We start from the raw sequence: 25446 nt of genomic DNA on the forward strand, positions 1-25446 counted from the left end.
TTTGTTATTTACCCTCTTTTTCCTGATAAGCAGAAGGCAAAACGCCAAATTCTTCTTTAAAGTAACGGCTGAAATATTTGGGGTTATTAAAACCTACTTCATAGGCAATCTCCGATACATGCAGCTGGCTTTCACGCAACAACTGGGCTGCTCTTTTCAACCGGATAACCCGGATAAACTCAATGGGAGTCTTTCCGGTAATCTGCAACAACTTCTTATAAAGGTGCACACGGCTCATCCCCAGTTCACGGCTCAATTCCTCTACCGACAAATCGCTTCTCGAAATGTTTTCTTCCACATATTTCACTGCTTTCTCTATCAGCTTTTCATCCAAGGACGTAATGAGTATTTCGCTCGGAGCCGGGTCTATGGTCGATGTTTGTGCAGACCGATGATAACGGCTCAATTCTATCAGTTTCCGGATGCGCAACACCAATACAGTCATGTTGAAAGGTTTGGTCACATAGTCGTCCGCTCCCGTCTCCAGTCCTTTTACTTTCGATTCCACCGCCTGACGCGCCGTCAGCAGGATAACCGGGATGTGTGCCGTACGCTTGTCTCCTTTTATCAGCCTGCACAATTCGTTTCCGTCCATACCAGGCATCATCACATCACTGATGACCAAATCAGGCTGTAACTCCTGTATCTTAGACAAAGCCTCTTGCCCGTTCGAGGCAACCTCTACCCGGTATTGCAATTCCAGACTATGCCGCATAAACAAACGGAAATCCTCGTTGTCATCCACGACAAGCAAAAGCGGGAAATCCTTCCGGTCGGTTGACGCCATTGCCGTCTCCTGCCCTTCATCCATAGGCACACATACCGGTTTAGGCAATTCTGCCTTTACGTCGACATGTCTTACCGGCAAGCACACCACAAATACTGCTCCCGTACCGATGTTGTCAAAGACTTCCACCGTACCGTCATGCAGCCTGACAAAATCCCGCACCAGACTCAAGCCGATGCCGCTTCCCGTCATTTCATCCTGCCCCTTATGCTCTGTCTGGTAAAAACGCTCGAAGATATGTTCCTTTTCACCGTCGGGGATGCCGATGCCTGTATCTGAAACCTTTATCTCGAATACATTCGAATCGCCTTCCACATACTCCAGCATCACGGTGACACGTCCGCCCTCAGGAGTAAACTTAAAGGCATTGGAAAGCAGGTTCATCACCACCTTCCCTATCTTGTCGGCATCGAAAGCCATCGAAAACGCATCCACCCCCGAAAAGAAAGAAAACCGGATATGCTTCTTGTCTGCCATTGACAAAAACGAATTGCAGACCTCACGGATATATCCCACAATATCCCCTTCCGACAACGACAAGTGATGCCCGCTCATCTCTCCCTTTCGGAAGTCCAGCAACTGGTTGACCAACATCAGCAGACGCTGCGCATTGCGATACATCAGCTGCAACACATTACGCTGCGATTCATCCTCTGCCGTTTTCTTCAACAACTCTTCCAGCGGGGCAATAATCAAAGTCAATGGCGTACGCAATTCGTGGCTGATGTTGGTAAAGAAACGGAACTTCATCTGATTGATTTCCTCCTTCCGGACTGCTTCTTGCTCTATCTGCTGCATGCGGAACTTTTCGCGTTCACGCTTCAAAGTCAAACGCCGGGCAAACAACAAGGCACTTACACCTATAATTATATAAAGCAGGTAAGCCCACCACGACAACCAAAAGGGAGGACGCACAATCAATTTCAGTTGTGCCATCTCCTTGCTTTCATAGCCATCGCTATTGACCGCCTTCACCTTTAGTGTATAAACGCCATGATTCAGATTGGTGAATACAAGCCTGTGGATACCTGGTGGAAGCGATAACCAGTCATTACCGATTCCTTCCAGCTTATACCGGAAAAAGGTCTTTTCCGGCAAGATGAAATTATCCGTAGCCAGTTCAATGGAAAAAATATTCTGCCTGTAATCCAATTCCACCTTACGGACCTTGTTCAAGTCTTCGGGCAATATCAGATTGCCGTCATACGTTTTGCCTACCTCCACCTCCTTGTCAAACAAGGACAGGCCGGAGAACAAGACATTGGGCAACTGCTTATTGTAACTGATTTCACTTGGATTAAAAATATTCAAGCCATACAGTCCTCCCGCCACAATCGTTCCGTTTTTCAGAGTCTTGATGGAACGCAAGTTGAAATCGCAATTCTGAAGCCCGTCTGCATTACCATACACATGCGGTTCAAACGAATAGCCTTCCTCGCCCTGCTGCAACACGTTGATATGAACCATCCTCCGGGTTGACGAAATCCACAGATTATGTCTGTGGTCTTCAGCAATCCCCGAAATCATCTCCCCTTCTTCCCTTGTAATATCGGAAAACTCTTTCAATACCTGCGATTTCGGGTCATACATCTTCAATCCTTCGAGAGTAGCAATCCATACCAGTCCCCTGCTGTCTCCAAATACCTGATTGACCCCAAAATCGTTTCTGTTTCCAGCTGCCGATGGCATCTTGCGAATTTTCCGGTCCTGCAAGTTCATAAATGCGACTCCTACCGTACCAATCACCAAGGTATTATCGGGTAAAAGGCAAAGCGAATTAATCAGGTTATCGGGCAAATCCGAATTGGCAGTTGTATAAGTCTCCATTTCTCCTGTCTGCGGATGAAAACATTGCAATCCTGCATCCAAGTAACCAATCCACAGATTACCTTCCCGGTCTTCCACCAAATCCCAAACATTGTTGCTCGACAAGCCATCTGCCATCGTGTACCGGATAATATTTCCTTTATCCAGACAATACAACCCACCGTTGAAAGTGCCAGCCCATAATTTCCCGTCACGTGCTTTCAGCAGTGCAACAATCGGATTCGAACCCATCCGACGGGAACCATATTCCTCAAACTTGCGTGTCTTGACATTCCATAAAAGCAACCCGTCATCGTTGGTTCCCAGCCACAACCGATGCGCATCTTCCTGTTCGATGCACGTAATATCGCCCAAAGACTGGAAATGAAACTTGAAAATACTTTCTCCGTAATACGAAATGCCTTTCTTGTAAGTACCTGCCCATACCAAACCGTTACGGTCGACATAAAGCTGATACACCGTATTGTGGCACAAGCTACGTTCGTCGTCTTCATGATTTGTCAGATTTACGACCTCACCTGTCTTTTTGTCGAACACGTCAATGCCTTTATATTCCTTTGCCAGCCAAATGCGTCCGGTCTTATCCTGCGCCATCGCATGTACAAAGTCTGTCTGATGTTTCCAGGGAGCGGCCAAATCATCACGCCAGCGTCCGGTTGGCACATCATATACCCACAGCCCCAACACGCTGTATATCCACACACAGTCATCAGCATCCGTAAAAAGCGAAAACTGAACGTATTTCCCCTTCGGAAGTTGAGCCGGTATATCATCTCTTTTCCATTTCAGGTCCAGTTCGTCACGCCCGATGCAGACCAGCAGCCCTGTATCATACAACAACAAAATGCCGTCACGGCACTCTCCCACCGCAGTGATTCCCGATACAGGCAAGCCGTTTTCCCGCAATACAAAGACTTTCGGCTTTTCTCCCTGCTTATACCGGTAACACCCCTCTCCGGCAACATACAACCACGTATATCCTTTCTTGTCCACATAGACAGACATTGGATTTTTAGCGTTGCTGCCCAATTGTTTCATGAAACCACTCAAATCATTGACAAAAACCCCCTTATCTTTCTCAAACAAAGCATATCCACGCTCAGTCTTTACCCAAAACATGCCTTCGGGACTCTCACAAATATTCGCTACCACATTATCGGGCAACGAATACGGGTCATTATTCAAATGCCGGAACACGCGGAAAGTATACCCGTCATAGCGGTTCAACCCGTTCCGCGTACCGAACCACATAAATCCGTCCTGATCCTGATAAATAGAATAAACCGTATTGCTGGAAAGCCCGTCGGCTACTTCCAAATGCTTGAACATATAGCGGTGTGCACGACCTCCGGCACATGCCAGTATAATAAACAATGCAATAAGAATCTGTTTTTTCAGCATAATAAGATGAAAGGCTTTGTTTGTTTTCGATTACAAAAGAAACAAAAAAACGAGAAAAAAGCAAGCGCACCCGTTTTTTTCTAAATAAGAAGCCACGGCTCTTTCATTTAAAACATATACAGCTGACATGCACTTACAACCAGCCAATTTACGGATTATTATTGGGCTACACGCACATCTGCTATTTACCAATTATGGAGCACAGACCTCGCAGAAAAATTCTCCTGTTGAAGAAGTAGAAGATACATATTGCTGATGGTAGTAGTGCTTATTTCCATAGAAGGAGCAACAGAAGGTGGAAATTTTGAAGGTTTTAAAATCTTGACTTCAACAGTAGAAGTAGAAAATCTAAATAATATTTTAGTGTTACAATAATCAGTACCAACCGTTGTATAGAGTAAGAGTGTTCATCAGATGTTATGATCAATTTTTGGTTATAGATGGACGGCGTATTGATTTTTCAGAATATTGGCCAGAACATAAGTTTAATATGGAAATAGAAGATTTACCTGCTACCGGAAATTTTGGCGTCGGTAAACAATATACTAGAGAAGTTAGCATATCATTTCTGGGGCGAGAATTTTATGCGGCATGTGTGATGAATATCTATCAAAAGAAATAGTCTTCTTACATCAAAATAAAGCAGCCAGCCCTTGCGGATTAGCTGCTTTATTTATGTGTGGCAGGTATTGCCGCGTAAGTTTAGATTGATTACAATTTCTCAATTTCATCCGGCGAAAGTCCGGTGATTTTAGCGATGGTTCCCGTCGGGATACCTTCTGCTTTCATGCCACGGGCATTTTGGATGTTGTTTTGTCGGATGCCTTCCTGTATGCCTTCTTGCCTGCCTTCTTCCATGCCCTTTTGCCTGCCTTCCCGCAAAGCATCACTTATCAAGGTATTTTCCACACGCACGGCATCCCAAAAGTCATCGTACCACCACAGTTGGGCATCGCTGAAGGCGGATTCTTCGATTTGCGTCACCGCCTTACTGATTTCCGGATTCTCTAATAACTCTTTGGGGGCTTGCCGCGTATGCTCGTCTATTTCCGTCAGATACCGCAACCAAAGTACCGCCATTTTCTTGCCTTTGAAATCTTGTGGCTTGAATTTTGGAAGTTCTACGAAGATAAACCTCAGCCCTTCAATCACCTTGTCAGTATGTTCCACCTGCACGATTTTGTAGTCGTGGTAAGCCTCCGGCACATCCGGCAGGAAGATGTCATTCACCAAGTTAAGCGAATACACGGGCTGGAGCAGTTCGTATTTGCTCTCTCTACCTCCAAGCTGGCGCACGTATGCCTTCGAAGCGTTGAACAACACGCGCTGCATGAATGCAGGAGACCAAAGCATCTGCATCTCTACCAGAAACTGCCTGCCCATTTTGTCTTTGCAGCGCACGTCTACGATGCTGTTCTTTTTCAGCGGCGTTTCCGGCACCAGTTCCGGTGTCAGGTATTCGATTTCCGCAATCTCCTCTTCGGGCTCATCAAAAGGCAGCAAGGCATTGAGCAGGCTGATGACCAAGTCGGGGTGTTCGCCGAAAACTTTCTTGAAAGTCAGGTCGGCTTTAGGGTCCAAATATCTCATGTACGTAGTTAATTAGGGTTTGCCACAAAGGTAATGATATATTTTATAAAATGCAATAGATTATAGCCAACCAGAAATGGACTGTGAATATCGTCAAAGCGTTTTTTGCAGGAGCGTATCATAGTCCACAGACATGAAGGCAACAGCAAAAGACACAGGCTTTCGGACATTTTCTTCCTGCTGTAAGAACAAAAGGGACAACCGGCGTGTTATATCTATAGAACCAATTAAAAACCAATAAGTAATGAAAAAATTAGCATTCTTGACAGTACTTGCCCTATTCGTGACAAGCTGCCACAACGATGACACTCCGGTAGCTCCCGAAAACCCGGCATCCGACCTGATCAGTCCTGCCATGTACATGGGCATATCTACCCGTGACGGGAACAAACCTTTTACAGGAGTACTGAGCGTAGCCCCCTGCAACGAAAGCACATCCATTTATTATGGAAATTATGTAAACCAGAAACTGACACCTTTCCATGGATATTATTTCATCAAAGACGGTTCTGTTTATCCCAATGCAAACAACCAGGAAGTGAGCCTGCCTGCCGGTACATACGACATGGTTTATTGGGGCACACCCCAGTATACCGAACCCATTTACGCTTATCCGAATGTACGGGAACCCAACTACAGCATCGGTGAAGACTTTGCCCAACAAGACTTCAGCCTGCTTGCCATTTCCAATGACACGACCTATTATCCTACTTTCGACCTCGTACATGCCCGCCGCCCGGTAAATGTCGGAACAGAAGACCTGGACGCAGACCTGCACCGGGTAGTGAGCGGACTGAAAGTAACGTTAAAAGACAACAAAGGCAATGCTTTGAGCAATACTATCGAAAACGTAGAAGTACGGGTAACACACATTGCGGAAAAGCTGAACTTTTACACCGCCCAGCCTGAGGGAAAAGCCTGCACTGTAGCTTTCCCGCTGGTCCGCTCTGACGACGACAAAGAAATGAGTAACGGCACAGTGATGATGTTTCCTTCTTTCGGCACCCCCGAACTCCAAGTCTTCATCACACTTGCCAACGGAAAGACCAAGACGTTCAAACAAACACTGAATGCCCCACTGGAAGCCAACAATAAGTTGACACTTGATATCAGCATCGGCAATATCCTGGAAGAAGAAGATTCGGGCAGTTTCACCGTTGACGAATGGAACGAATCAAACGAAGAAATCAATGTCCCTATCTTAGAATGAACGATATGAAGGAACCATTTGGTTTTGCATGTAAGTCATATCGTTTTTCCAGAAAGCATACTTTTACGTTCTCGATATCAAAACCGTATGGTTTTGAATTGGAAACCGTACGTTCTCGATATGGAAACCGTACGGTTTTCATATGAAAACCATAAATAGAAGCTGGATGAAACGATAATGTAATCCAAATACGGAAACGACTGTTCCGGGGAGAAATAAAAAACGGATGAGGAATACACTTACCCGACAAAGCATATATTCATGTTGAATATCCGCAAACATCCCATGTAGGGGCGTATCGCATACGCCCGAATACGCCAACTAATCCACGTGGATGTTTTCGGGGCGTATGCAATACGCCCCTACAAGGCAATTGGGTGAAATGCGGATATTCAAATTTTTTATTCTATGCATGCCCATTGAATACGGACATAAAAAACAGAGGCAGACTGCACAATCTGCCTCTGCCTATAAATCTCAGCATATCTATGCTGAAACACGCAAGTATAAAATCAGCAAACTTCTCATTGCGGCGCACTGTCGTATACCGACTGCAAGGTGTATGATGCATCCTCGGTAAAGATGCCCCGTTTCATCACGTCAATCACTTCCTGAGCATTATTCAGCATCTCGCCTGTAGCGTGATTGAAAAGTGCCCATGATTGTGTTCCGGTTCCGTCTCCTCCTGCATCCCAATAAAATGGAGGCATCCCATACTCTTTCGCTGCCTTACATACATATTCCAAGTAATACAAACGGAACGATTCCGACAAGTCATCCGCACGGTGTACGCATCCCATCTCGCCGATATAGGCAGGAATACCTTGGTCGATGAACGTTTCTTTCATCTTGGCAAACTGTCCGGTCACATTGTCTTCATCGCCCCAATCCGCTTTCAGCGACGGGTCTGCGGTATGCCCCCATTGCGAATAAATATTGTCGGCATTCTCGGTATAGTCTATCGGGTCGTAGAAGTGAACGGCTACCATCAGCCGGTTATCCACCACATCCTGCGGCAAGACAAAGTTTTCTACCGTCAGGTCGATGTTTGTCACATACCCCGGCACGCCCAGGTAACGGGTCTGGTTGTTTCCACCCGTAGCACGCACGGCATCTACAAACACCTGATTCCATTCATTCAGTACGGCATATTGTCTGCCGCCATCCGTACGGTTGTCTCCCCAGCCCCAACTTCCGTCATGGATTTCGTTCATGGCTTCGAACACCAGGAAGTTTCCTTTGTCTGCAAATCGGTTGGCTATTTGGGTCCACATGGCAGCCAGCTGTGCCTTTACCGCACTATTGACCGTCTCATCCGTTGCCGCATCCTTGATATCCAGCCAATACTGGCTGTTCGCACCATCGTGGTGAATGTTGATAATGGCATTCAGTCCGGCACTCTCGGCATAGCCTACCACTTCTGCCACCCGGTTCAAATAAGTCTCGTCGATGGTATAATCGGGAGCTTCGCCCACATGTCCCAGCCACGTAACCGGAATACGGACAGAAGTGAAACCGGCATTTGCCAAAGCATCAAACAAGGCCTGTGTAGCAGGTTGGTTTTCCCAAGCTGTTTCATCTGCCACTCCATTATTATGTGCATCCAACTGATTGCCTAAGTTCCATCCCAGTCCCAGACTGGCTGCTATTTCCAACGGTGTTTCTCCCGACACGGCTGCAGCCTGTCCGGCAGCCTGTGTTACAGTAACGGTTTCCGTCAAGTCGCCTAACGTAAACGTAATAGTCCCGGTGCGTTCCGCGCCGTGATTGGCAGATACGGTAAAATGCAAGGTATATTCCGTCATTGCCCGCGCATCGGTCACTTCTGCCTCAGCTATCCACGAGTCATTGATTGTATAGGCATAATCGCCATTGGTGGTCAGCGTAATGCTCAGCGCACCTCCTGCCGCCGGCATATCGTATGCAGTCTGTGCCACAATCAAACCGTCTCCGGCAGTCTGTGTCACCTGCACCGAAGCCGTAAAGCTTCCTGCCACCACCGAAAGCGTAGCCACGCGGTCATCGGTTTCCGAATTAGCATCTACCGTTACATTGTAGGTATAAGTCCCTCTTTCGGTTACACTCACGAATGACACGTTGCACCAAGTCTGATTACTGATCACTTGTGGTTCAACCGAAGACAAGACAGAAAGCGTGAGTGTGTCACCGGATTTAGGGAAAGTCATTTCCGTAGCAGAAATTTGCGTTTCTCCCGTATAGCCTCTGCCTTCGTCATCCGAACAAGAAGCAAACAAGGCTATCCCCGTCAGTAACAGAAAGAATAATGTCAGATAATTTCGCATAGTTTTCATAGGTTAATCATTGATTAGTAGAAAGGCGCAGGCCCATGCAGTTCTATCCGCATACACCTGCGCCCACAAATATTACAGAATAGAAAGATTATCAATCGTAACCGTTACGGCATCCGGATTTTCTATATCGCTGAACATCTCCTGAAAATCAATGCAGAACACAATGACACCATTGTAAGCTGCCGAAGGGCTGTAGCGAATCGTATAAGTACCGTCACCCTGTACGGTTGTCGTACCTTGACCTTCGCCTACCGACGGCCACCAGCCGTCAGCCGTACACATCAGTTGGGCGGTATAGGCATTGGTTGCAGCCGCACCGGTCAGTCCACTGATTGTAAACGTCAGCTCCATTGAATAATCGAACACAATGGAAGCTGGGTCAAACGGTTGGTTGGAAGCCGTGGAACCATACATGTTATACAATTCGATACGGAAATTATTCGTAGCTTCTTCCAGATGCCCACAAACAATTTTGCTATTGTCTACGGCAATCTCCGTAGCCGTCGGCGTACCGCTTCCGCTACCGGCATTCGGCAAGAAGTGGTAAGCCAAGTATTCGTCTTTCTCCGTACTGCGGTTGCCTAACCACATACCCATCACGCTGTTTCCTGCCGTCTCAATGCTCAAGATACGCAATTGGTTTTCTGCCGTAGCACTGAACATGATGTCACCGCCACCGATATGATAAGTCGGCACACCGGCACTGAACGTATAGATACCGTCTTCATCCAAGGTATAAGTACCGCTGGTAGTCGTTCCGTCCGGCATTTCGAACGTATAAGTCATATCCGCCGAGTTCAGTGTCATACTCAGGTTTTCCAATCCGTCTACTACCGTAGCCCAGTCGGGATAATTGCCTGCGGTAAAGTTGTTCATCAGACTTCCGTCCAGATTAGCCCAGTCAAACGGCACATCAGGCGACATGGTCCACTTGATTTCGCTTGTAACCACTTCTGAAACCATATCCTGCCAGCCGTCGGGCAAAGTAGGTTCGGGGTCGGGCTGGTCTTCGGGCACATAATTGTCAGCATATTCTTTCGATACGAAATTCCATATCAGCCACCAGGGTCCTTCACTGTTGTCACGCATCACACCGATACGCAGGTGGTTTTCGTCCAGTTCCAATAGTTGCAGGTCTCTGCGCCAGTTGGTCGTACGGTCGCTCCAGCTTGGCGTGTGCAACAAGTCGCAATCGGTAAAGGTAATGGTATGCGAGTCGGTATTCAACATAAATGTACCGGTCTGAGTCTCATCCGATGAAGAATTATACACCGTTACATTTGCACCGCCTTGCAAGTTGAACGTCATGGTGCTTTCCCAAATGGCATCATCGCCCGTATGTCCCACTCCCGGATCCCAATTGGCAGTCCAGTTGTTCCAAGTCACCGTACCCGAAGGGTCAGCGTATGTCAGTTCACCGGCTGCAAATCCGTATTCTCCGTTATCGAAAATCCAGGTTTTCTCCTGATCTACCCCTCCGGTCAGATACGTCCACAGGTCATCATTCACAAAGCCGGCATAGAAGTCGTCAATGGTAAAAGTCGCAGTAGGACCATAAACCACACCACCGCGGGTCTGCACACCGAAACGCACTTCGTATTCTCCTTCGAAAGGCATCTGCAAAGTCACTTCGGCTCCTTGTGCACGCCCTTGCGGATGTTCCCAGCATACCTGATAACTGGAAGGCATCAGGCTTCTCAAATAAACGATATTCGGATTTTCCGAATCGTGAGTAATGGTATAGGCAATGCCTTCTACCAAATCTTCAGAAGCTACATCCGGAGCTTCCAAGTCGTATGAATCGGGCGTACAGGCAGCTGTCATACCCATCAGCATCGCCAGCAGCGCCATTTGCAATGTATGTATCAGTTTATTCATAATGTTTCTTTTATTAAGTTCGTATGTTTTTTAGCTTTTGAGTTTTTAAGTTCTTGGGTTCTTTATGGATATGCTCACCTTAAAAACGAAAGAACTGAAGAACTTAAAAACTAACTAAATTACCAACCTTCGTTCTGCACCAATACGCCGTTAGACAAAGTAATTTGGTTGTTCGGTATCTGCGACAAGCCCTGCTTGCTCGTAATGTTCGAAGCTGTGATACTTACCGTACCCGGGTTTCCTCCATTCTCTACCGAAGTGTTGCCGGCTATTTGCGAAGCAGCATAATCCACTCCCTGACGGAGCAAGTCCCAATAACGCTGGCCCTCGAAAGCAAATTCCAAACGCCGTTCGTTCATGATATTGGTTTGGGTAGCCGTCAATTCACGATAATAAGTAGACAATGTCAAATTGCCTTCTTCATCTTCTTCTGTAAAGGCACGTTCACGCACCTGATTGAAATATTCCTGGGCATTGGAACTTCCTAATTCGGCTGCCATCAGCAATACATCGGCATAACGCATCACCACAAAGTCCTGGTATTGCGAAATCATGTAGTCACCGCCACTTCCCAGTCCGGTCACTTCATCGGTCAAAGCCCATTCACCAGTCGTTTCATTCTGTTCCCATTTCGACAAGGTAGTGTATTTCTTGACCGTATATCCCGTATAGTCACGTTGTTCCAAATAGCCTGTTTCATAATTAGGGTCATCAGCTATCCCTTCACTTACCAAATTGATGATAGATGCTTCGCGGCGTGTATCTCCAGTATTGTAAGCCATCCACATATTCGGATTTACGGTACAAGCTCCCCAACCTCTTCCGTAAGGAGTCCAATAAACATTGATACTACGGATACCCATATTCACCAGCCAACGGTTGCCATCTGCATTGCCGTTATAGTCGGAAGTATAATTGAACTTCATCGCCAACACAGTTTCTGCATTGCCGCGTCCGGCATAAGTAGAAGTTTGGGTATATCCTGTAGTAGCATTGCCTTCCCACGAAGTGGAAGCGGCAGGCCACAAGTTCTTGAATTGCGGAACCAGGCTGAACTCACCCGAAGCAATGACATCTTCCAGACCATCCAACACGGATTGGCGAGTCACACCTTCCACACTGGGTTCCTTGCCATAATAGCCTGTATAGAACAGATACACACGAGCCAGCAAAGCTTCCGCCGCATACTTCGTGATATGTCCGTCATTGTTTGCCGCATCGCTCTTCGGATAAGCTGAAGCCGGAATGTTTTCGGCAGCATACAGCAGGTCACTGAAGATGACATTATACACTTCATCCGGATCGACTTGCGGACGGTTCTCGTTCACCGGTTCGGTAAACAACGGAATATTCCCCCACAAACGGACCATATCAAAATAGCACAATGCCCGCAACGCACGGCATTCACCCATATACGTGCCTCGTGTCTCCTCGCTGTTCCATGCTATCTGGTCTTCGTGCGCAATCAGTTCATTGCAACGGTACACAGCCGCATAATACGAAATCCAATCTTGTTCATAGATATTCAATTCGGAAGGAGCCTGTGACTGGTCGAACCTGTCCACTACCTGATAATTACCAACGTCCGACATACCTGTACCTCCGAAACATTCATCTGCCATCAGCTCGGATGCCATATAAAAGCCTCCGATATTGCCCGGGTTGGAAGAAGTACATTGCCAACCGTCATAACATCCTATCAAGGCACGATAGGCATCACTCTCTGTCCGATAGAAATTATCGGTTGTCGATTCTACTTTCGACTCCACATCCAGGAAATCGGCTGTACACGAAGCCAAACTCGTAGCAGCCAATCCCAATGCCATTATATAGATTTTATAGTTGTTCATATTCTTCGATTTTAAGATGATTCGTTAGAATTTCAAGTTTACGCCCACCAAGAACGTACGCGGACGCGGATAATAGCCCAAGTCAATGCCCGATACCCAGTCAGAAGTACCGTAACCGATTTCCGGATCCATGCCGTCATACTTGGTAAAAGTAAAGGCATTCTGTACTTGGAAGTACAAACGGGCCTGGCTAATAGCCTTCAGGTTGATGAGTTTCGCAAAGTCGTATCCGATGGTGATGTTGCTGATGCGCAAATAGTCGCCATCCTGAATATACAGGTCAGAGAACTGCCAGTTGATATTGGTATCCGTCACACGCGGAATGCGGTTGCTGGTACCCTCACCGGTCCAACGCCCCAAGATTGCCGACGTATAGTTCGCCTTGCTGTTGGCATGATTACGATATGACTGTACAATCTGATTACCTGCCGCACCGTACGCATTCAATGCAAAGTCGAAATTCTTATAACTGAAACCGAGATTGAAACCATACGTAAAGTCGGGAGTACCATTACCTAAATCCACTTTATCGTTATCATCAATAGTTCCGTTATGGTCTTGGTCTACATAAATGACATCACCCGGTTGCGGATCCGATTGTAAAACGCCATTTCCGGCTGCAAGCCAATCATCAATCTGTTGCTGGTTCTGGAATATGCCAGCTGTCTCAAATCCCCAGAAATAACCTATCGGATGACCGTTAGAAGCGCGATAAAATTCTGGAGTATTGTCATAAAGCATATTCACATCGCCATGAATGATACCGTCCTCAGTCGGTATATTTCCCACCTTATTCTTATTATACGCACCGTTGACACCTACATTATACTGGAAATCACTTCCGATTTGGTCGTTCCAAGTCAATGCTAATTCGATACCGGTATTCTTTACATCACCGCCATTGATATACGGAGCGCCCGTACCTGCCGTAGCAAGAATCGGAGCTTCTACCAGCCAGTCTTTAGTCTTCTTGATATAAAAGTCGGCGGTCAAACTCAAGCGGCTCCGCAAGAAACGTGCATCAATACCGATGTTGGTCTGTTCAGATGTTTCCCATGTAACGTCTTCATTGGCAAGACGGCTGGGATAAGCTCCCCAGAAACCGGATTGCGCATCTGCACCTACCTGATTACCGAAAATGTAATGCGTGTTGCTGGAAGTAATCGGAGCAGTGTACTGGTAATTGTCGATGTTCTGATTACCTACCTGACCCCAGCTGACACGGAGTTTCAAGAAGTCCAGCCAATCGTGTGTGTCTTCCATAAAAGCTTCGTTTGAAATCGTCCAACCTGCCGATACTGAAGGGAACACGCCATAACGGTTTCCACGAGCGAAACGGGAAGAACCATCGGTACGTACCGTAGCGTTAATCATATACGTTTCTTTCCAGTTCCATCCGAAACGGGCGAAATAAGAAACCGTACGTGTCTCATCATTCGGATGACCTGCCGCACCCAAACCGTTATCCGCACTGGTAGCTGTACCGTTGTCGAGGTACGCATGATCCCAATCATCAAACCCATCTCGCAACATACCGGTAGTTCCTCTCAGGTAAGTACCTGAATAACGGCTCATTTCCATACCCAACAAAGCGTTGAACGCATGTTCGCCCACCGTCCAGTCGTAGGTTGCCGTATTGGTCCATGTCATCGTCAAGCCGTGCGACATGTTTTGGGCAGCACTGGTACGTGTATTGTTGAAACTATAAATAGAGAACTGGTACAACGGAGAGAAGCTGCGGTATTCGTTCGTTGTATATACAGCACCGAATACGGTACGGAACTTCAAGTTCTTAATGGGTTGCAATTCGGCATACACATTACCCGAGAAAGTCACGTCCTTATTCTCGTTATTGCTGTTGGTCATCATGCTTCCGTAAGGGTTGCCATCTGCATTATACCAATCCGAGTTGGTCGTATCGTTATAAGGTGAATCATAAATGTTGTTGTCGCTATAAATAGGCGCCAACGGGGAAGTACCGAACGCACCACGCAATGTATTATTATATTGATTACCTACTGAAATACCGTTGTTCATCTTATAAACGAAGCTGACCTGCTCTCCTACCTTCAACAAGTCGGAATCCTTGAAAAGCTTGTGTTCGGAATTGATACGGAAGTTGTAACGTTCGTAATTCGATACGTCCTTACCGCCTACGATACCTTCCTGACTCATATAGCCCAACGACATCGCGTAAGTAGAAGTTTCCGAACCTCCGGTAATGCCCAGCGTATAGCTTTGCGTCTGGGCATTGTTCTGGAACATCGAGTTCACCCAGTCAGTATCATACACATTGCCGTTCGCGTCGTAGATGCTTTCGAACGAACTCCAGTCGTAAGGCGCATTGCCCGAATTAATCGCCTGTTCGTCCATAATCATCATATATTCCTGTGCGTTCAGCATGTCCGCCTTACGTGCCTGGGTCTGCCAGCCATAGTAAGCATCAAACGAAATCTGCGCCTTGCCTGCCTTACCGCTCTTGGTGGTAATCAATACCACACCGTTGGCAGCCTGTGCACCGTAGATAGCAGCCGATGCAGCATCCTTCAACACATCGATGCTTTCGATATCGGCCGGATTCAACGTAGAGATATCACCGCCTACTCCATCAATCAGATACAGAGGAGAAGCATTTCCCACCGTACCCAAACCACGGATACTTACTTTCATCGATTCGCCCGGCTGACCAGAGGTAGACGAAATGTTCACACCCGGCGTCTGTCCTTGCATCGCCTGCAAGGGGCTGTTGGTATTCATCTTCGCCAGCGTCTCGCCTTTCACCTGCACCGTGGCACCGGTGACCAGCTTCTTTTTCTGCACGCCGTAACCTACTACGACTACTTCATCCAAAGTTTCCGAATCTTCTTCCATCACCACATTCAAGGTTTTCTGATTGGTAATTTGAATTTCTTGGGTCTTGAACCCGATGTAAGAGAATACCAACGTCTGGCCGGAAGCTACACTGACCGAATAATTTCCATCGAGGTCGGTAATGGCTCCATTGGATGTTCCCTTCACCTGCACGCTGACGCCGATAAGCGGCAACTGGTCAGCAGCCGAAGTAACAACACCCGAAACAGTTAGATTTTCTTGTGAAGCCGGAGCGGCGTTCACACCACTTGCAGGGAAGCATAGAAGCATCGCCATAGCAAGAAAACACATGTGCACGAATGTGCACTTTCTGAATAAGTGTTTACTCATGGTACTTTGTTTAATAGTTAAAATTACATTATTCTATATGCCCCGATAGAATCGCACACATACGCTTTCTGCATCGAGAGCACCACAAATGTATTGCATATTATGAAAAACGGAGGGATGCATTTGTTTCCCGATAGGATATGATTTGTTTTTTCACCTATTTAATAACTTTTCAATCCCTACAACACATATATAAGCATCCGCCCACGCACGTATTTGCAAGTGCCGATGATGATACCTGCACAAGCCGGTGATTATATATGCGAACTTACCGGCACGGAAACGGCATCTTGTCACAAGATTCCAGCACGCTCTACTTCTTTTATCCAAAGCTCCGACATGCGCCGGTGTCCTGCAGGTGTGGGATGAATGCCGTCCCATATCCAATATGTGTCCCGCGAAGAAGGTTCTTCACGCAAGAGGGTTTCGAACATTTCATCGTATGGCAAATACACCGCCTTGTACTCAACGGCTATCCGCTTCACGATGCGGGCAAGGGTATGCACCAGACTATCACGCAAGGCAAATCCTTCCGATTCCTTCATCGAACCCGTGAAAGCCGTAAAGGGAGCACCCAGCACCAGCTTCAGGTTGGGATTGGCACGTAAAGAACGGTCGAGCAAGGCACGGTAACGCTTCTCCCACCCCAAGGTATCGAAAGGCTCGGCGTGCGGTCCTCCTATATAATAATGTATATCGTTCGTACCTACCAATACAGAAAGTATATCGGGCTTCAAGGCTATGGCATCTTCTTCCCACCGCTTCTCAAGGTCGGCAAGCGCATTGCCGCTGATGCCCCGGTTGAAGAACTCGTATCCCTTGCCGGGATATTTGCTCTGATAATACGAGGCACACAGATACATGTACCCGCTTCCGTAGATGTGGTTCATGTCCCACAAGTTCCGCCCGGCGGAAGGCATCGCACTTCCATCGCTATTTCCCCAATTCCCGTCGGTAATAGAATCGCCGATAAACAATATCCGAAGCCCTTGCCCATACATGGGGCAAAGGCAAGCCAGCCAAAGCAGGCAAATCCATATTCGTTTCATATCTTATCAGATTAAAGTCACGCAAAAGTAATGATTCTCCTGTTTCACGCAAGACTTCCATCGCATCCTACAACATTTCATACCCCATTTAAAAACATCCTGCCCATAGGAAATACTGAGAATACCCTTCAAGAGACTGAAAAAAGATTATCTTTGCAAAAAAGAAAATCCAACTTCAAATCTAAACACACATACCATGCGAAACAAGAACATACTGACCTTTGCTTTGCTTGCCTTATTTTCACAGGCATTCGGACAAGGATACAAGAATCCGGTCATCCCGGGTTTTCATCCCGACCCCAGTGTCTGCAAGGCTGGAGATGACTATTATCTGGTGAACAGTTCGTTCCAATACTTTCCCGGTGTCCCCCTGTTCCATAGCAAGGACCTTGTCCATTGGGAACAGATAGGCAATTGCCTGGACAGACCCTCACAAGTCGACCTGACAGGAGCCAATGCCTGGGGAGGCATCTATGCCCCTACCATCCGTTATCATGAAGGAACATTTTACATGATAACCACCAACGTTTCGGGAAAAGGAAACTTTCTGGTGCATACCACTGACCCGCGCGGCGGATGGTCGGACCCCGTATGGCTGAAGCAAGGAGGCATCGACCCTTCGCTCTACTTCGAGAACGGGAAATGCTACATGGTGAGCAACCCCGACAATTACATCACCCTGTGCGAAATAGACCCGATGAGCGGAGAACAACTCTCTCCCTCGCGCAAGATATGGGGCGGCACAGGAGGCAGATATCCCGAAGGTCCTCATATTTATAAGAAAGACGGATGGTACTACCTGCTTATCTCGGAAGGCGGAACCGAAACAGGACATAGCGTCACCATCGCACGCAGCGCCTTCATTGAAGGTCCCTACACACCGAATCCTGCCAACCCCATCCTGACACATGCCTGCGTGGCAGGACAAGCCAGCCCGATACAAGGGACGGGACATGCCGACCTGGTAGAGGGAACCGACGGCTCGTGGTGGATGGTCTGTCTCGCTTACCGCATCATGCCGGGCACACACCATACGTTAGGGCGTGAAACCTATCTGGCACCCGTGCGCTGGGACAAAGGTGCATGGCCGGTAGTAAACGGAAACGGTACCATAGCGATAGACATGGACGTGCCCACACTTCCTCTCACTCCTTCCAAACCACAACCCGATACCTTCGAGTTCGAAGAAGAAAAGCTATCGCCCGAATGGGTATACCTGCAAAACCCGATACCGGAAAACTATGCCTTCGAAAACGGAAAGCTACGCCTGAGCGCAACAAACACGACCCTGAGCGACGGGAAAAGCCCTACATTCGTCGCGCTCCGGCAAGATCAGTTTGATATGGATGCCTCCACAAAAGTAGCACTCCGGCAGGCTCAGCCAGGAGATGAAGCCGGCATCACGGCGTTCATGGATTTTACATCCCATTATGACCTATTCGTGCGCCAGGAAGCAAACGGAAAGCAATCCGTCGTGCTCCGCTACCAATTGGGTGAATTAAAGCACATCGAAAAAGAGGTGGCACTTCCCGATACAAGCCCTGTGATACTGAACCTGAAAGCGGACATAAACGTCTACCGCTTCGGATATACCATCGACGGTAAATACCACGAATTAGGTAAAATGAACACACGCTACCTGAGTTCGGAAACCGCAGGAGGATTTACGGGAGTGATGTTGGGACTGTACGCCGTATCAGCATCTCCCGAATCGAAAGCATTTGCCGATTTTGATTACTTCAAATACCAACGACCATGAAAAGAAACCTATTCATTCTCTTACTTCTGCTCTTCCCTCTGATGCTCCTTGCGCAAAAAGAGGCGAAGCCCATCAAGGTGGCTTGCGTAGGGAACAGCATCACCGAAGGATTTGCCCTGGCACATCCGGAAACAGAAAGCTATCCCGCCGTACTCCAACGCCTGCTGGGAGACGGGTATCAAGTAGGCAACTTCGGACTTACCGCCCATACCCTGATGATGAAAGGCAACCTGCCCTACATGAGCAAACAACCCTTCAAGGACGCACAAGCCTTCTTGCCCGACATCGTGACCATCAAGCTGGGAACCAACGATTCAAAACCCATGAACTGGGCACACAAGGAAGACTTCAAGAAAGACTTGAACACGATGATAGATGCCTTCGAAGCACTCCCCTCGCATCCGCGCATCTACCTGTGCCTGCCCATTCCGTCCGACCGGAAAGACTGGGGCATCAACGACAGTACCATCGTGGACGGCATCATCCCACGCATCCGCGAAGTGGCACACGAACGTAACCTGCCCGTCATCGACCTGCACACGCCGATGCTTCCTTATTATCCGAAAGAATATACCGACGGAGTGCACCCGAACAAATACGGCGCCATCGTAATAGCCGAAAATATCTACAAGGCACTGACTGGCAAAGAACCCGTGCCTGCACCAGGCAGAGCCGACCAGACCCTATGGTATGACAAACCGGCAAAACAATGGGAAGAAACCCTTCCGCTGGGCAACGGACGTCTGGGCATGATGCCCGACGGAGGCACCACGAAAGAGCACATCGTACTGAATGAAATCAGCATGTGGAGCGGTTCGGAAGCAGACTACCGCAACCCGGAAGCCGCCGAAAGCCTTCCCCGCATCCGCCAACTCCTGTTTGAAGGCAAAAACAAAGAAGCACAAGAATTGATGTACACAAGCTTCGTACCCAAAAAGCCTGAAAAAGGAGGCACATTCGGATGTTTCCAAATGCTTGCCGATATGTACATCAACTATACCTTCCCTGATACGATAAGCCAAGCGAAAGATTACCTGCGCTGGCTCAATCTGGATGAAGGTGTGGCATATACCACCTTCACGAAAAACGCTACGCGCTATATCCGCGAATATTTCGTGTCAAGAAACAAAGATGTAATGCTGATTCACCTGCAGGCAGACCGTCCGGACGCACTTGGATTCCATTTAACTTTGAGCCGTCCCGAACGGGGACATGTGCGGAAACTGAGCGAAGGGAAACTGGGAATAACGGGAACACTGGATAGCGGAAATGAACGGCAAGAAGGCATACGCTATGCTGCCATAGCCGGTGTAAAACTATCGGGCAAGAAAAGCCGGATGCATACTCATGCAGATGGCATTGAAGTTTCGGATGCTGACGAGGCATGGATTATCGTATCGGCGAACACTTCGTATATGAAAGGCGGAATCTATCAGACCGAAACCCAACGCCTGCTCGACCAAGCCCTGGCTTCCGACCTGACACAAGCCAAACAAGAAGCAACCGGTGAATACCAACAGCTCTTCCACCGTGCCGGCATCGAATTACCCGAAAATAAAACCGTGTCCCAATTAAGCACCGACAAGCGGCTGGAGGCTTTCCAAACGCAGGATGACCCTTCTCTGGCTGCCCTTTATTACAATTACGGACGCTATCTGCTGATTAGCAGTACCCGCCCCGGAAGCTTGCCTCCCAACCTGCAAGGGCTATGGGCGAACGGAGTAATGACTCCGTGGAATGGAGACTATCATACCAACATCAATGTCCAGATGAACCACTGGCCGGTAGAACCTTGCAATTTGTCGGAATTGTATCAACCGCTCGTCGACCTGATAAAAAGACTGGTACCCAGTGGAGAAGAAACCGCAAAGGCTTTCTATGGTCCCGAAGCAAAAGGCTGGGTGCTCCACATGATGACCAACGTATGGAACTATACCGCACCGGGCGAACATCCTTCATGGGGAGCGACCAATACAGGAGGCGCATGGCTTTGCGCACATCTGTGGGAGCACTATCTGTATACGGGCAACAAACAATACCTTGCCGATATTTATCCCCTATTAAAAGGAGCTTCGGAGTTCTTCTACTCTACCATGGTACGTGAACCGGAACACGGATGGTTGGTGACGGCTCCCACTTCCTCTCCCGAAAACGAGTTTTATGTATCAAAGAAAGACCGGACCCCTATCAGCGTATGCATGGGATCCACGATGGACATCCAATTGGTAAGGGAACTTTACACCCATGTGATTGAAGCCGCATCCATCCTGCATACAGACTCTCTTTATGCCAATCAATTGAAAGAAGCAAGCGCCCAACTTCCTCCACACCAGATCAGCAAGAAGGGATATCTGATGGAATGGCTCAAAGACTACGAAGAAACGGATGTACATCACCGGCACGTGTCGCATCTGTATGGTTTGCATCCGGGAAACCAAATCTCGCTTTATTATACACCCGAATTGGCAGAAGCATGTAAAGTTACGTTAGAACGAAGAGGAGACGGAGGAACAGGATGGAGCCGCGCATGGAAAATAAACTTCTGGGCACGACTGGGTGACGGAAACCGGGCATACACCTTATTCCGTAACCTGCTTTATCCTGCCTATACCCAAGAAAACCCCAATGAACACGGAAGCGGGACTTTTCCCAACCTGTTCTGTTCGCACCCGCCTTTCCAAATAGACGGGAACTGGGGAGGCACTTCGGGTATCAGTGAAATGCTGATACAAAGCCAGGATGGATTCATCAACCTGCTCCCTGCCCTGCCCGACTCGTGGAAAGAAGGAAACTTATACGGATTCAAAGTACGTGGAGGCGCTATGGTCAGCATGAAATGGAAAGAAGGAAAGCCGATAGAAGTTATTCTTACCGGAGGCTGGAATCCGAATGTCAAGATTAAGATGCCGGAAGGCATAACCGAAGTTTCGGTGAACGGAGAGAAACGCAAAGCGGAAAAGTTTGTGGAACTTACGGTGCCGGAAGGGGAAATAGCAAGACTGCGCTTTTAAAACCAAATGAATGTCTGCAAACAGCCAATGCATACCCCTGAAAAATGAATATATACTGCATACGCGGTTGAATATATACTGCATTCGCTTACGGATATATACTTCATCGGCAGATGCAGTACTACTGCGTTTTCAACTCAGAGAGATTGACTAAATGCGGACATTCATATACAATAATACTATCTTATCAAAAGATAATACCCCTAATGACATTACTTGGAAAAAACAAAAGAACGATTTATCTTTGAACAACACCAATAAACAAATATATCATGAAACATCTAAAAAACATTGCACTGGCTTCTGTTTTGTGTGCAGGAACCTGTTTAAGTGCAGAAGGACAAACCGTCCCGCCTGCCATCCCTTCTGACCCCGAAATCGAAGCCAACATCCAAAATTGGCTCAAGAAAATGACCATCGAGGAAAAGATAGGTCAGATGTGTGAAATCACCATTGATGTAGTGACCGACTTCGAAGCAAGCCAAAAGGACGGGTTCACCCTGGACAAAGCCAAGCTGGATACCGTTATCGGGAAATACAAGGTCGGCTCGCTCCTGAACGTTCCCCTGAGCATTGCCCAGCCGAAAGAGAAATGGGCGGAAGCCATCAGGCAGATTCAGGAACTTTCGATGAAGGAAATCGGAATCCCCTGCATCTATGGCGTAGACCAGATACACGGAACCACTTATACGCTTGATGGAACCCTGTTCCCGCAAGGTGTCAACATGGGAGCCACATTCAACCGGGACCTGGTAAAGCGTGAAGCTGAAATCTCGGCATACGAAACCAAAGCGGGATGCATCCCCTGGACGTATGCTCCCGTAGTAGATTTGGGAAGAGACCCGCGCTGGTCGCGCATGTGGGAGAACTATGGAGAGGACTGCTACGTGAATGCGGAAATGGGCAAAGCGTCGGTCATCGGCTTCCAAGGCGAAGACCCGAACCACATCGGCAAATATAACGTAGCCGCCTGTATGAAACACTATATGGGTTATGGCGTTCCGGTTTCGGGCAAGGACCGTACGCCCTCTTCCATCTCGCGGAGCGACATGCGCGAAAAGCACTTCGCGCCTTATCTTGCCGCTATCCGCCAGGGAGCATTGAGCGTCATGGTCAATTCGGGTGTGGACAACGGCATGCCCTTCCATGCCAACAAGGAATACCTGACCCAATGGCTGAAAGAAGACCTGAACTGGGACGGACTGGTGGTGACCGACTGGGCGGACATCAATAACCTCTGCACGCGCGACCACATTGCAGCCACCAAGAAAGAAGCCATCAAGATAGCCATCAATGCCGGTATCGACATGTCGATGGTGCCTTACGAAGTGAGCTTCTGCGATTACCTGAAAGAACTGGTAGAAGAAGGTGAAGTGCCCATGAGCCGCATCGATGATGCCGTAGCACGCGTCTTGCGCCTGAAATACCGCCTCGGACTCTTCGACAAGCCTTATTGGAGCACCGAAGACTATCCGAAGTTCGGCTCGGAAGAGTTCGCCCAAGTGGCTCTCCAAGCCGCCGAAGAATCGGAAGTATTGCTCAAAAACGAAGGGGGCATCCTTCCGCTTGCCAAAGGAAAGAAAATACTGCTTGCCGGACCGAACGCCAACTCCATGCGGTGCCTGAACGGAGGCTGGTCGTATAGCTGGCAGGGACACCGTGCCGATGAATGTGCCCAGGCATACAACACCATCTACGAAGCCCTGTGCAACAAGTTCGGAAAGGAGAACATCCTCTACGAACCGGGCGTGACTTACGCTCCCTACAAGAACGACAACTGGTGGGAAGAGAATGTACCGGAGATAGAGAAATCCGTAGCCGCCGCTCAAAATGCCGATGTCATCATCGCTTGCATCGGCGAGAATTCCTATTGCGAGACTCCGGGAAACCTGACCGACCTGAACCTCTCCGCAAACCAGCAGGACCTGGTAAAGGCATTGGCCGAGACCGGGAAACCTGTCATCCTGATTCTGAACGAAGGACGTCCGCGTCTCATCAAGGACATCGAGCCGCTGGCTAAAGCCGTAATAAACATAATGCTTCCGGGCAATTACGGGGGAGATGCCTTGGCAAACCTGCTTGCCGGAGATGCCAATTTCAGTGCGAAAATGCCCTATACCTATCCGAGACACATCAATGCCCTTGCTACCTACGACTACAAGCCGTGCGAAAACATCGGCCAAATGAGCGGGAACTACAATTATGACTCGGTTATGGATATCCAATGGCCTTTCGGATTCGGCCTGAGCTATACTACCTATAAATACAGCAACCTGAAGGTAGACAAAGCCCAATTCACCGCCGATGACGAACTGACCTTCACCGTAGATGTGACCAACACGGGAAGCGTGGCAGGCAAGGAAAGCGTATTGCTTTACTCGAAAGACCTGGTGGCAAGCAGCACGCCCGACAACATCCGCCTACGCAACTTCGAGAAGATTTCCCTGAATCCGGGCGAAACCAAGACCGTCACGATGAAATTGAAAGGAAGCGACCTGGCTTTCGTCAACTATTACGGGCAATGGACGCTGGAAAAAGGCGACTTCAAAGTGAAGTGCGGCGACCAGTGGATTGACCTGCAATGCACACAAACCAAGGTGTGGGATACCCCTAACCGATAAACTATAATCGAACACAAAGGCACGGAGACACGGAGAAAAAAAATAAAAAACTCTGCGTCTCCGTGTCTTTGTGTTTAAATAAATCGTATCTTTGGCAAAACATTAATCAAAAACATCATATCATGATAACATTCCCTAACGCCAAAATAAACTTAGGCCTCAACGTTGTAGAAAAACGTGCCGACGGATACCATAATATCGAAACCGTCTTTTATCCGATTAACCTGCAAGACGCACTCGAAGTAAACCGATTGGAGAACAGAAGCGAACCTTTCCGCCTCTGTGTCAAAGGCACTCTGCTCGATGGTGCCCCCGAAGATAACCTTGTAGTAAAAGCCTACCTTTTGCTTCGCGAAAAATACCAGTTGCCTCCTGTCGACATTCATTTATATAAACATATCCCTACCGGAGCCGGATTAGGAGGAGGGTCAGCCGACGGAGCTTTCATGATTAAGCTATTGAACGAAAAATTCCAAATCGGACTGACCGTTCAGGAAATGGAAGAATATGCCGCACGCATCGGAGCCGATTGCGCTTTCTTTGTGCGCAACCAACCCGTATTTGCCACCGGCATCGGAAATATCTTCGAACCTGTCACTTGCACACTTGCCGATTATCGGCTGGTATTGGTCAAACCGCAAAACGCAATCTCGACCAGCGAAGCCTATAGCCGCATCAAGCCGCATTATCCGGAAAAATCGGTGAAAGAAATCATCCGCCAGCCCGTAGAGACTTGGAAAGACGAATTAAGAAACGATTTTGAAGAATCGGTATTCGCCCTCTATCCCGAAATAGCCGCCATCAAAGACAAAATGTACGACTTGGGAGCCGTATATGCTTCGATGACCGGTTCAGGCTCAGCCGTCTATGGTATCTTCCGCGAACGGATTGAAAACGTCGATGCTATCTTCAGCGGATACTTCTGCCGCCAGCGGGAAATGATTTGATTT

13 protein-coding genes are annotated in these 25446 nt (G+C 48.0%); 6 read left to right on the forward strand and 7 right to left on the reverse strand.

What is annotated here, in order from left to right; translation table 11 throughout:
- Nucleotides 1-4: 4 nt before the first annotated feature.
- Nucleotides 5-4015 (reverse strand): hybrid sensor histidine kinase/response regulator transcription factor, encoded by a 4011-nt coding sequence (locus B5F78_RS04070; protein WP_087406095.1) that lies wholly within the window; start codon nt 4013-4015, stop codon nt 5-7.
- 490 nt (nt 4016-4505) lie between these two features.
- On the opposite strand from B5F78_RS04070, the gene B5F78_RS17940 reads away from it, so the two are divergent.
- Nucleotides 4506-4637, forward strand: a complete 132-nt coding sequence (locus B5F78_RS17940; protein WP_255376587.1) for a hypothetical protein — start codon at nt 4506-4508, stop codon at nt 4635-4637.
- An 89-nt stretch (nt 4638-4726) separates the two neighbouring features.
- On the opposite strand, the gene B5F78_RS04075 is transcribed toward B5F78_RS17940, so the two are convergent.
- Nucleotides 4727-5605, reverse strand: coding sequence for an Rpn family recombination-promoting nuclease/putative transposase (locus B5F78_RS04075; RefSeq protein WP_087248009.1), 879 nt, complete (start codon nt 5603-5605; stop codon nt 4727-4729).
- A 244-nt stretch (nt 5606-5849) separates the two neighbouring features.
- Between B5F78_RS04075 and B5F78_RS04080 the strand changes: the two genes are divergently transcribed.
- Nucleotides 5850-6815: a FimB/Mfa2 family fimbrial subunit gene (locus tag B5F78_RS04080; protein WP_087406096.1), complete on the forward strand. Its 966-nt coding sequence runs from the start codon at nt 5850-5852 to the stop codon at nt 6813-6815.
- Between the two features lie 524 nt (nt 6816-7339).
- On the opposite strand, the gene B5F78_RS04085 is transcribed toward B5F78_RS04080, so the two are convergent.
- The 5 genes from B5F78_RS04085 to B5F78_RS04105 all read right to left on the reverse strand — a co-directional run bounded on the left by B5F78_RS04085 (nt 7340) and on the right by B5F78_RS04105 (nt 17105).
- Nucleotides 7340-9127, reverse strand: coding sequence for a cellulase family glycosylhydrolase (locus tag B5F78_RS04085; protein WP_239473380.1), 1788 nt, complete (start codon nt 9125-9127; stop codon nt 7340-7342).
- Between the two features lie 72 nt (nt 9128-9199).
- Complete coding sequence (locus B5F78_RS04090; protein ID WP_087406098.1) at nt 9200-11005, reverse strand: hypothetical protein; 1806 nt, start codon at nt 11003-11005, stop codon at nt 9200-9202.
- Between the two features lie 119 nt (nt 11006-11124).
- Complete coding sequence (locus tag B5F78_RS04095) at nt 11125-12855, reverse strand: RagB/SusD family nutrient uptake outer membrane protein (protein WP_204428995.1); 1731 nt, start codon at nt 12853-12855, stop codon at nt 11125-11127.
- Between the two features lie 24 nt (nt 12856-12879).
- Complete coding sequence (locus tag B5F78_RS04100) at nt 12880-16056, reverse strand: SusC/RagA family TonB-linked outer membrane protein (protein ID WP_087406100.1); 3177 nt, start codon at nt 16054-16056, stop codon at nt 12880-12882.
- Between the two features lie 293 nt (nt 16057-16349).
- Entirely contained in the window at nt 16350-17105 is a 756-nt protein-coding gene (locus tag B5F78_RS04105; protein ID WP_022038983.1) for an SGNH/GDSL hydrolase family protein, read from the reverse strand.
- Nucleotides 17106-17301: 196 nt separating this feature from the next.
- Between B5F78_RS04105 and B5F78_RS04110 the strand changes: the two genes are divergently transcribed.
- The 4 genes from B5F78_RS04110 to ispE all read left to right on the forward strand — a co-directional run bounded on the left by B5F78_RS04110 (nt 17302) and on the right by ispE (nt 25443).
- Complete coding sequence (locus tag B5F78_RS04110) at nt 17302-18864, forward strand: glycoside hydrolase family 43 protein (protein WP_087406101.1); 1563 nt, start codon at nt 17302-17304, stop codon at nt 18862-18864.
- On the forward strand, nt 18861-21875 hold the full coding sequence (locus B5F78_RS04115) for a glycosyl hydrolase family 95 catalytic domain-containing protein (protein WP_087406102.1): 3015 nt from the start codon (nt 18861-18863) through the stop codon (nt 21873-21875). The genes B5F78_RS04110 and B5F78_RS04115 overlap by 4 nt, the downstream gene beginning before the upstream one ends.
- Before the next feature lie 272 nt (nt 21876-22147).
- The gene (locus B5F78_RS04120) at nt 22148-24496 is read left to right on the forward strand and encodes a glycoside hydrolase family 3 N-terminal domain-containing protein (RefSeq protein WP_087406103.1); all 2349 of its coding nucleotides are present in this window, start codon (nt 22148-22150) and stop codon (nt 24494-24496) included.
- Nucleotides 24497-24618: 122 nt separating this feature from the next.
- Nucleotides 24619-25443, forward strand: coding sequence for a 4-(cytidine 5'-diphospho)-2-C-methyl-D-erythritol kinase (ispE, locus tag B5F78_RS04125; RefSeq protein WP_087397675.1), 825 nt, complete (start codon nt 24619-24621; stop codon nt 25441-25443).
- Nucleotides 25444-25446: the final 3 nt, after the last annotated feature.

Source organism: Bacteroides sp. An279, assembly GCF_002159615.1.
Taxonomy (GTDB): domain Bacteria; phylum Bacteroidota; class Bacteroidia; order Bacteroidales; family Bacteroidaceae; genus Phocaeicola; species Phocaeicola intestinalis.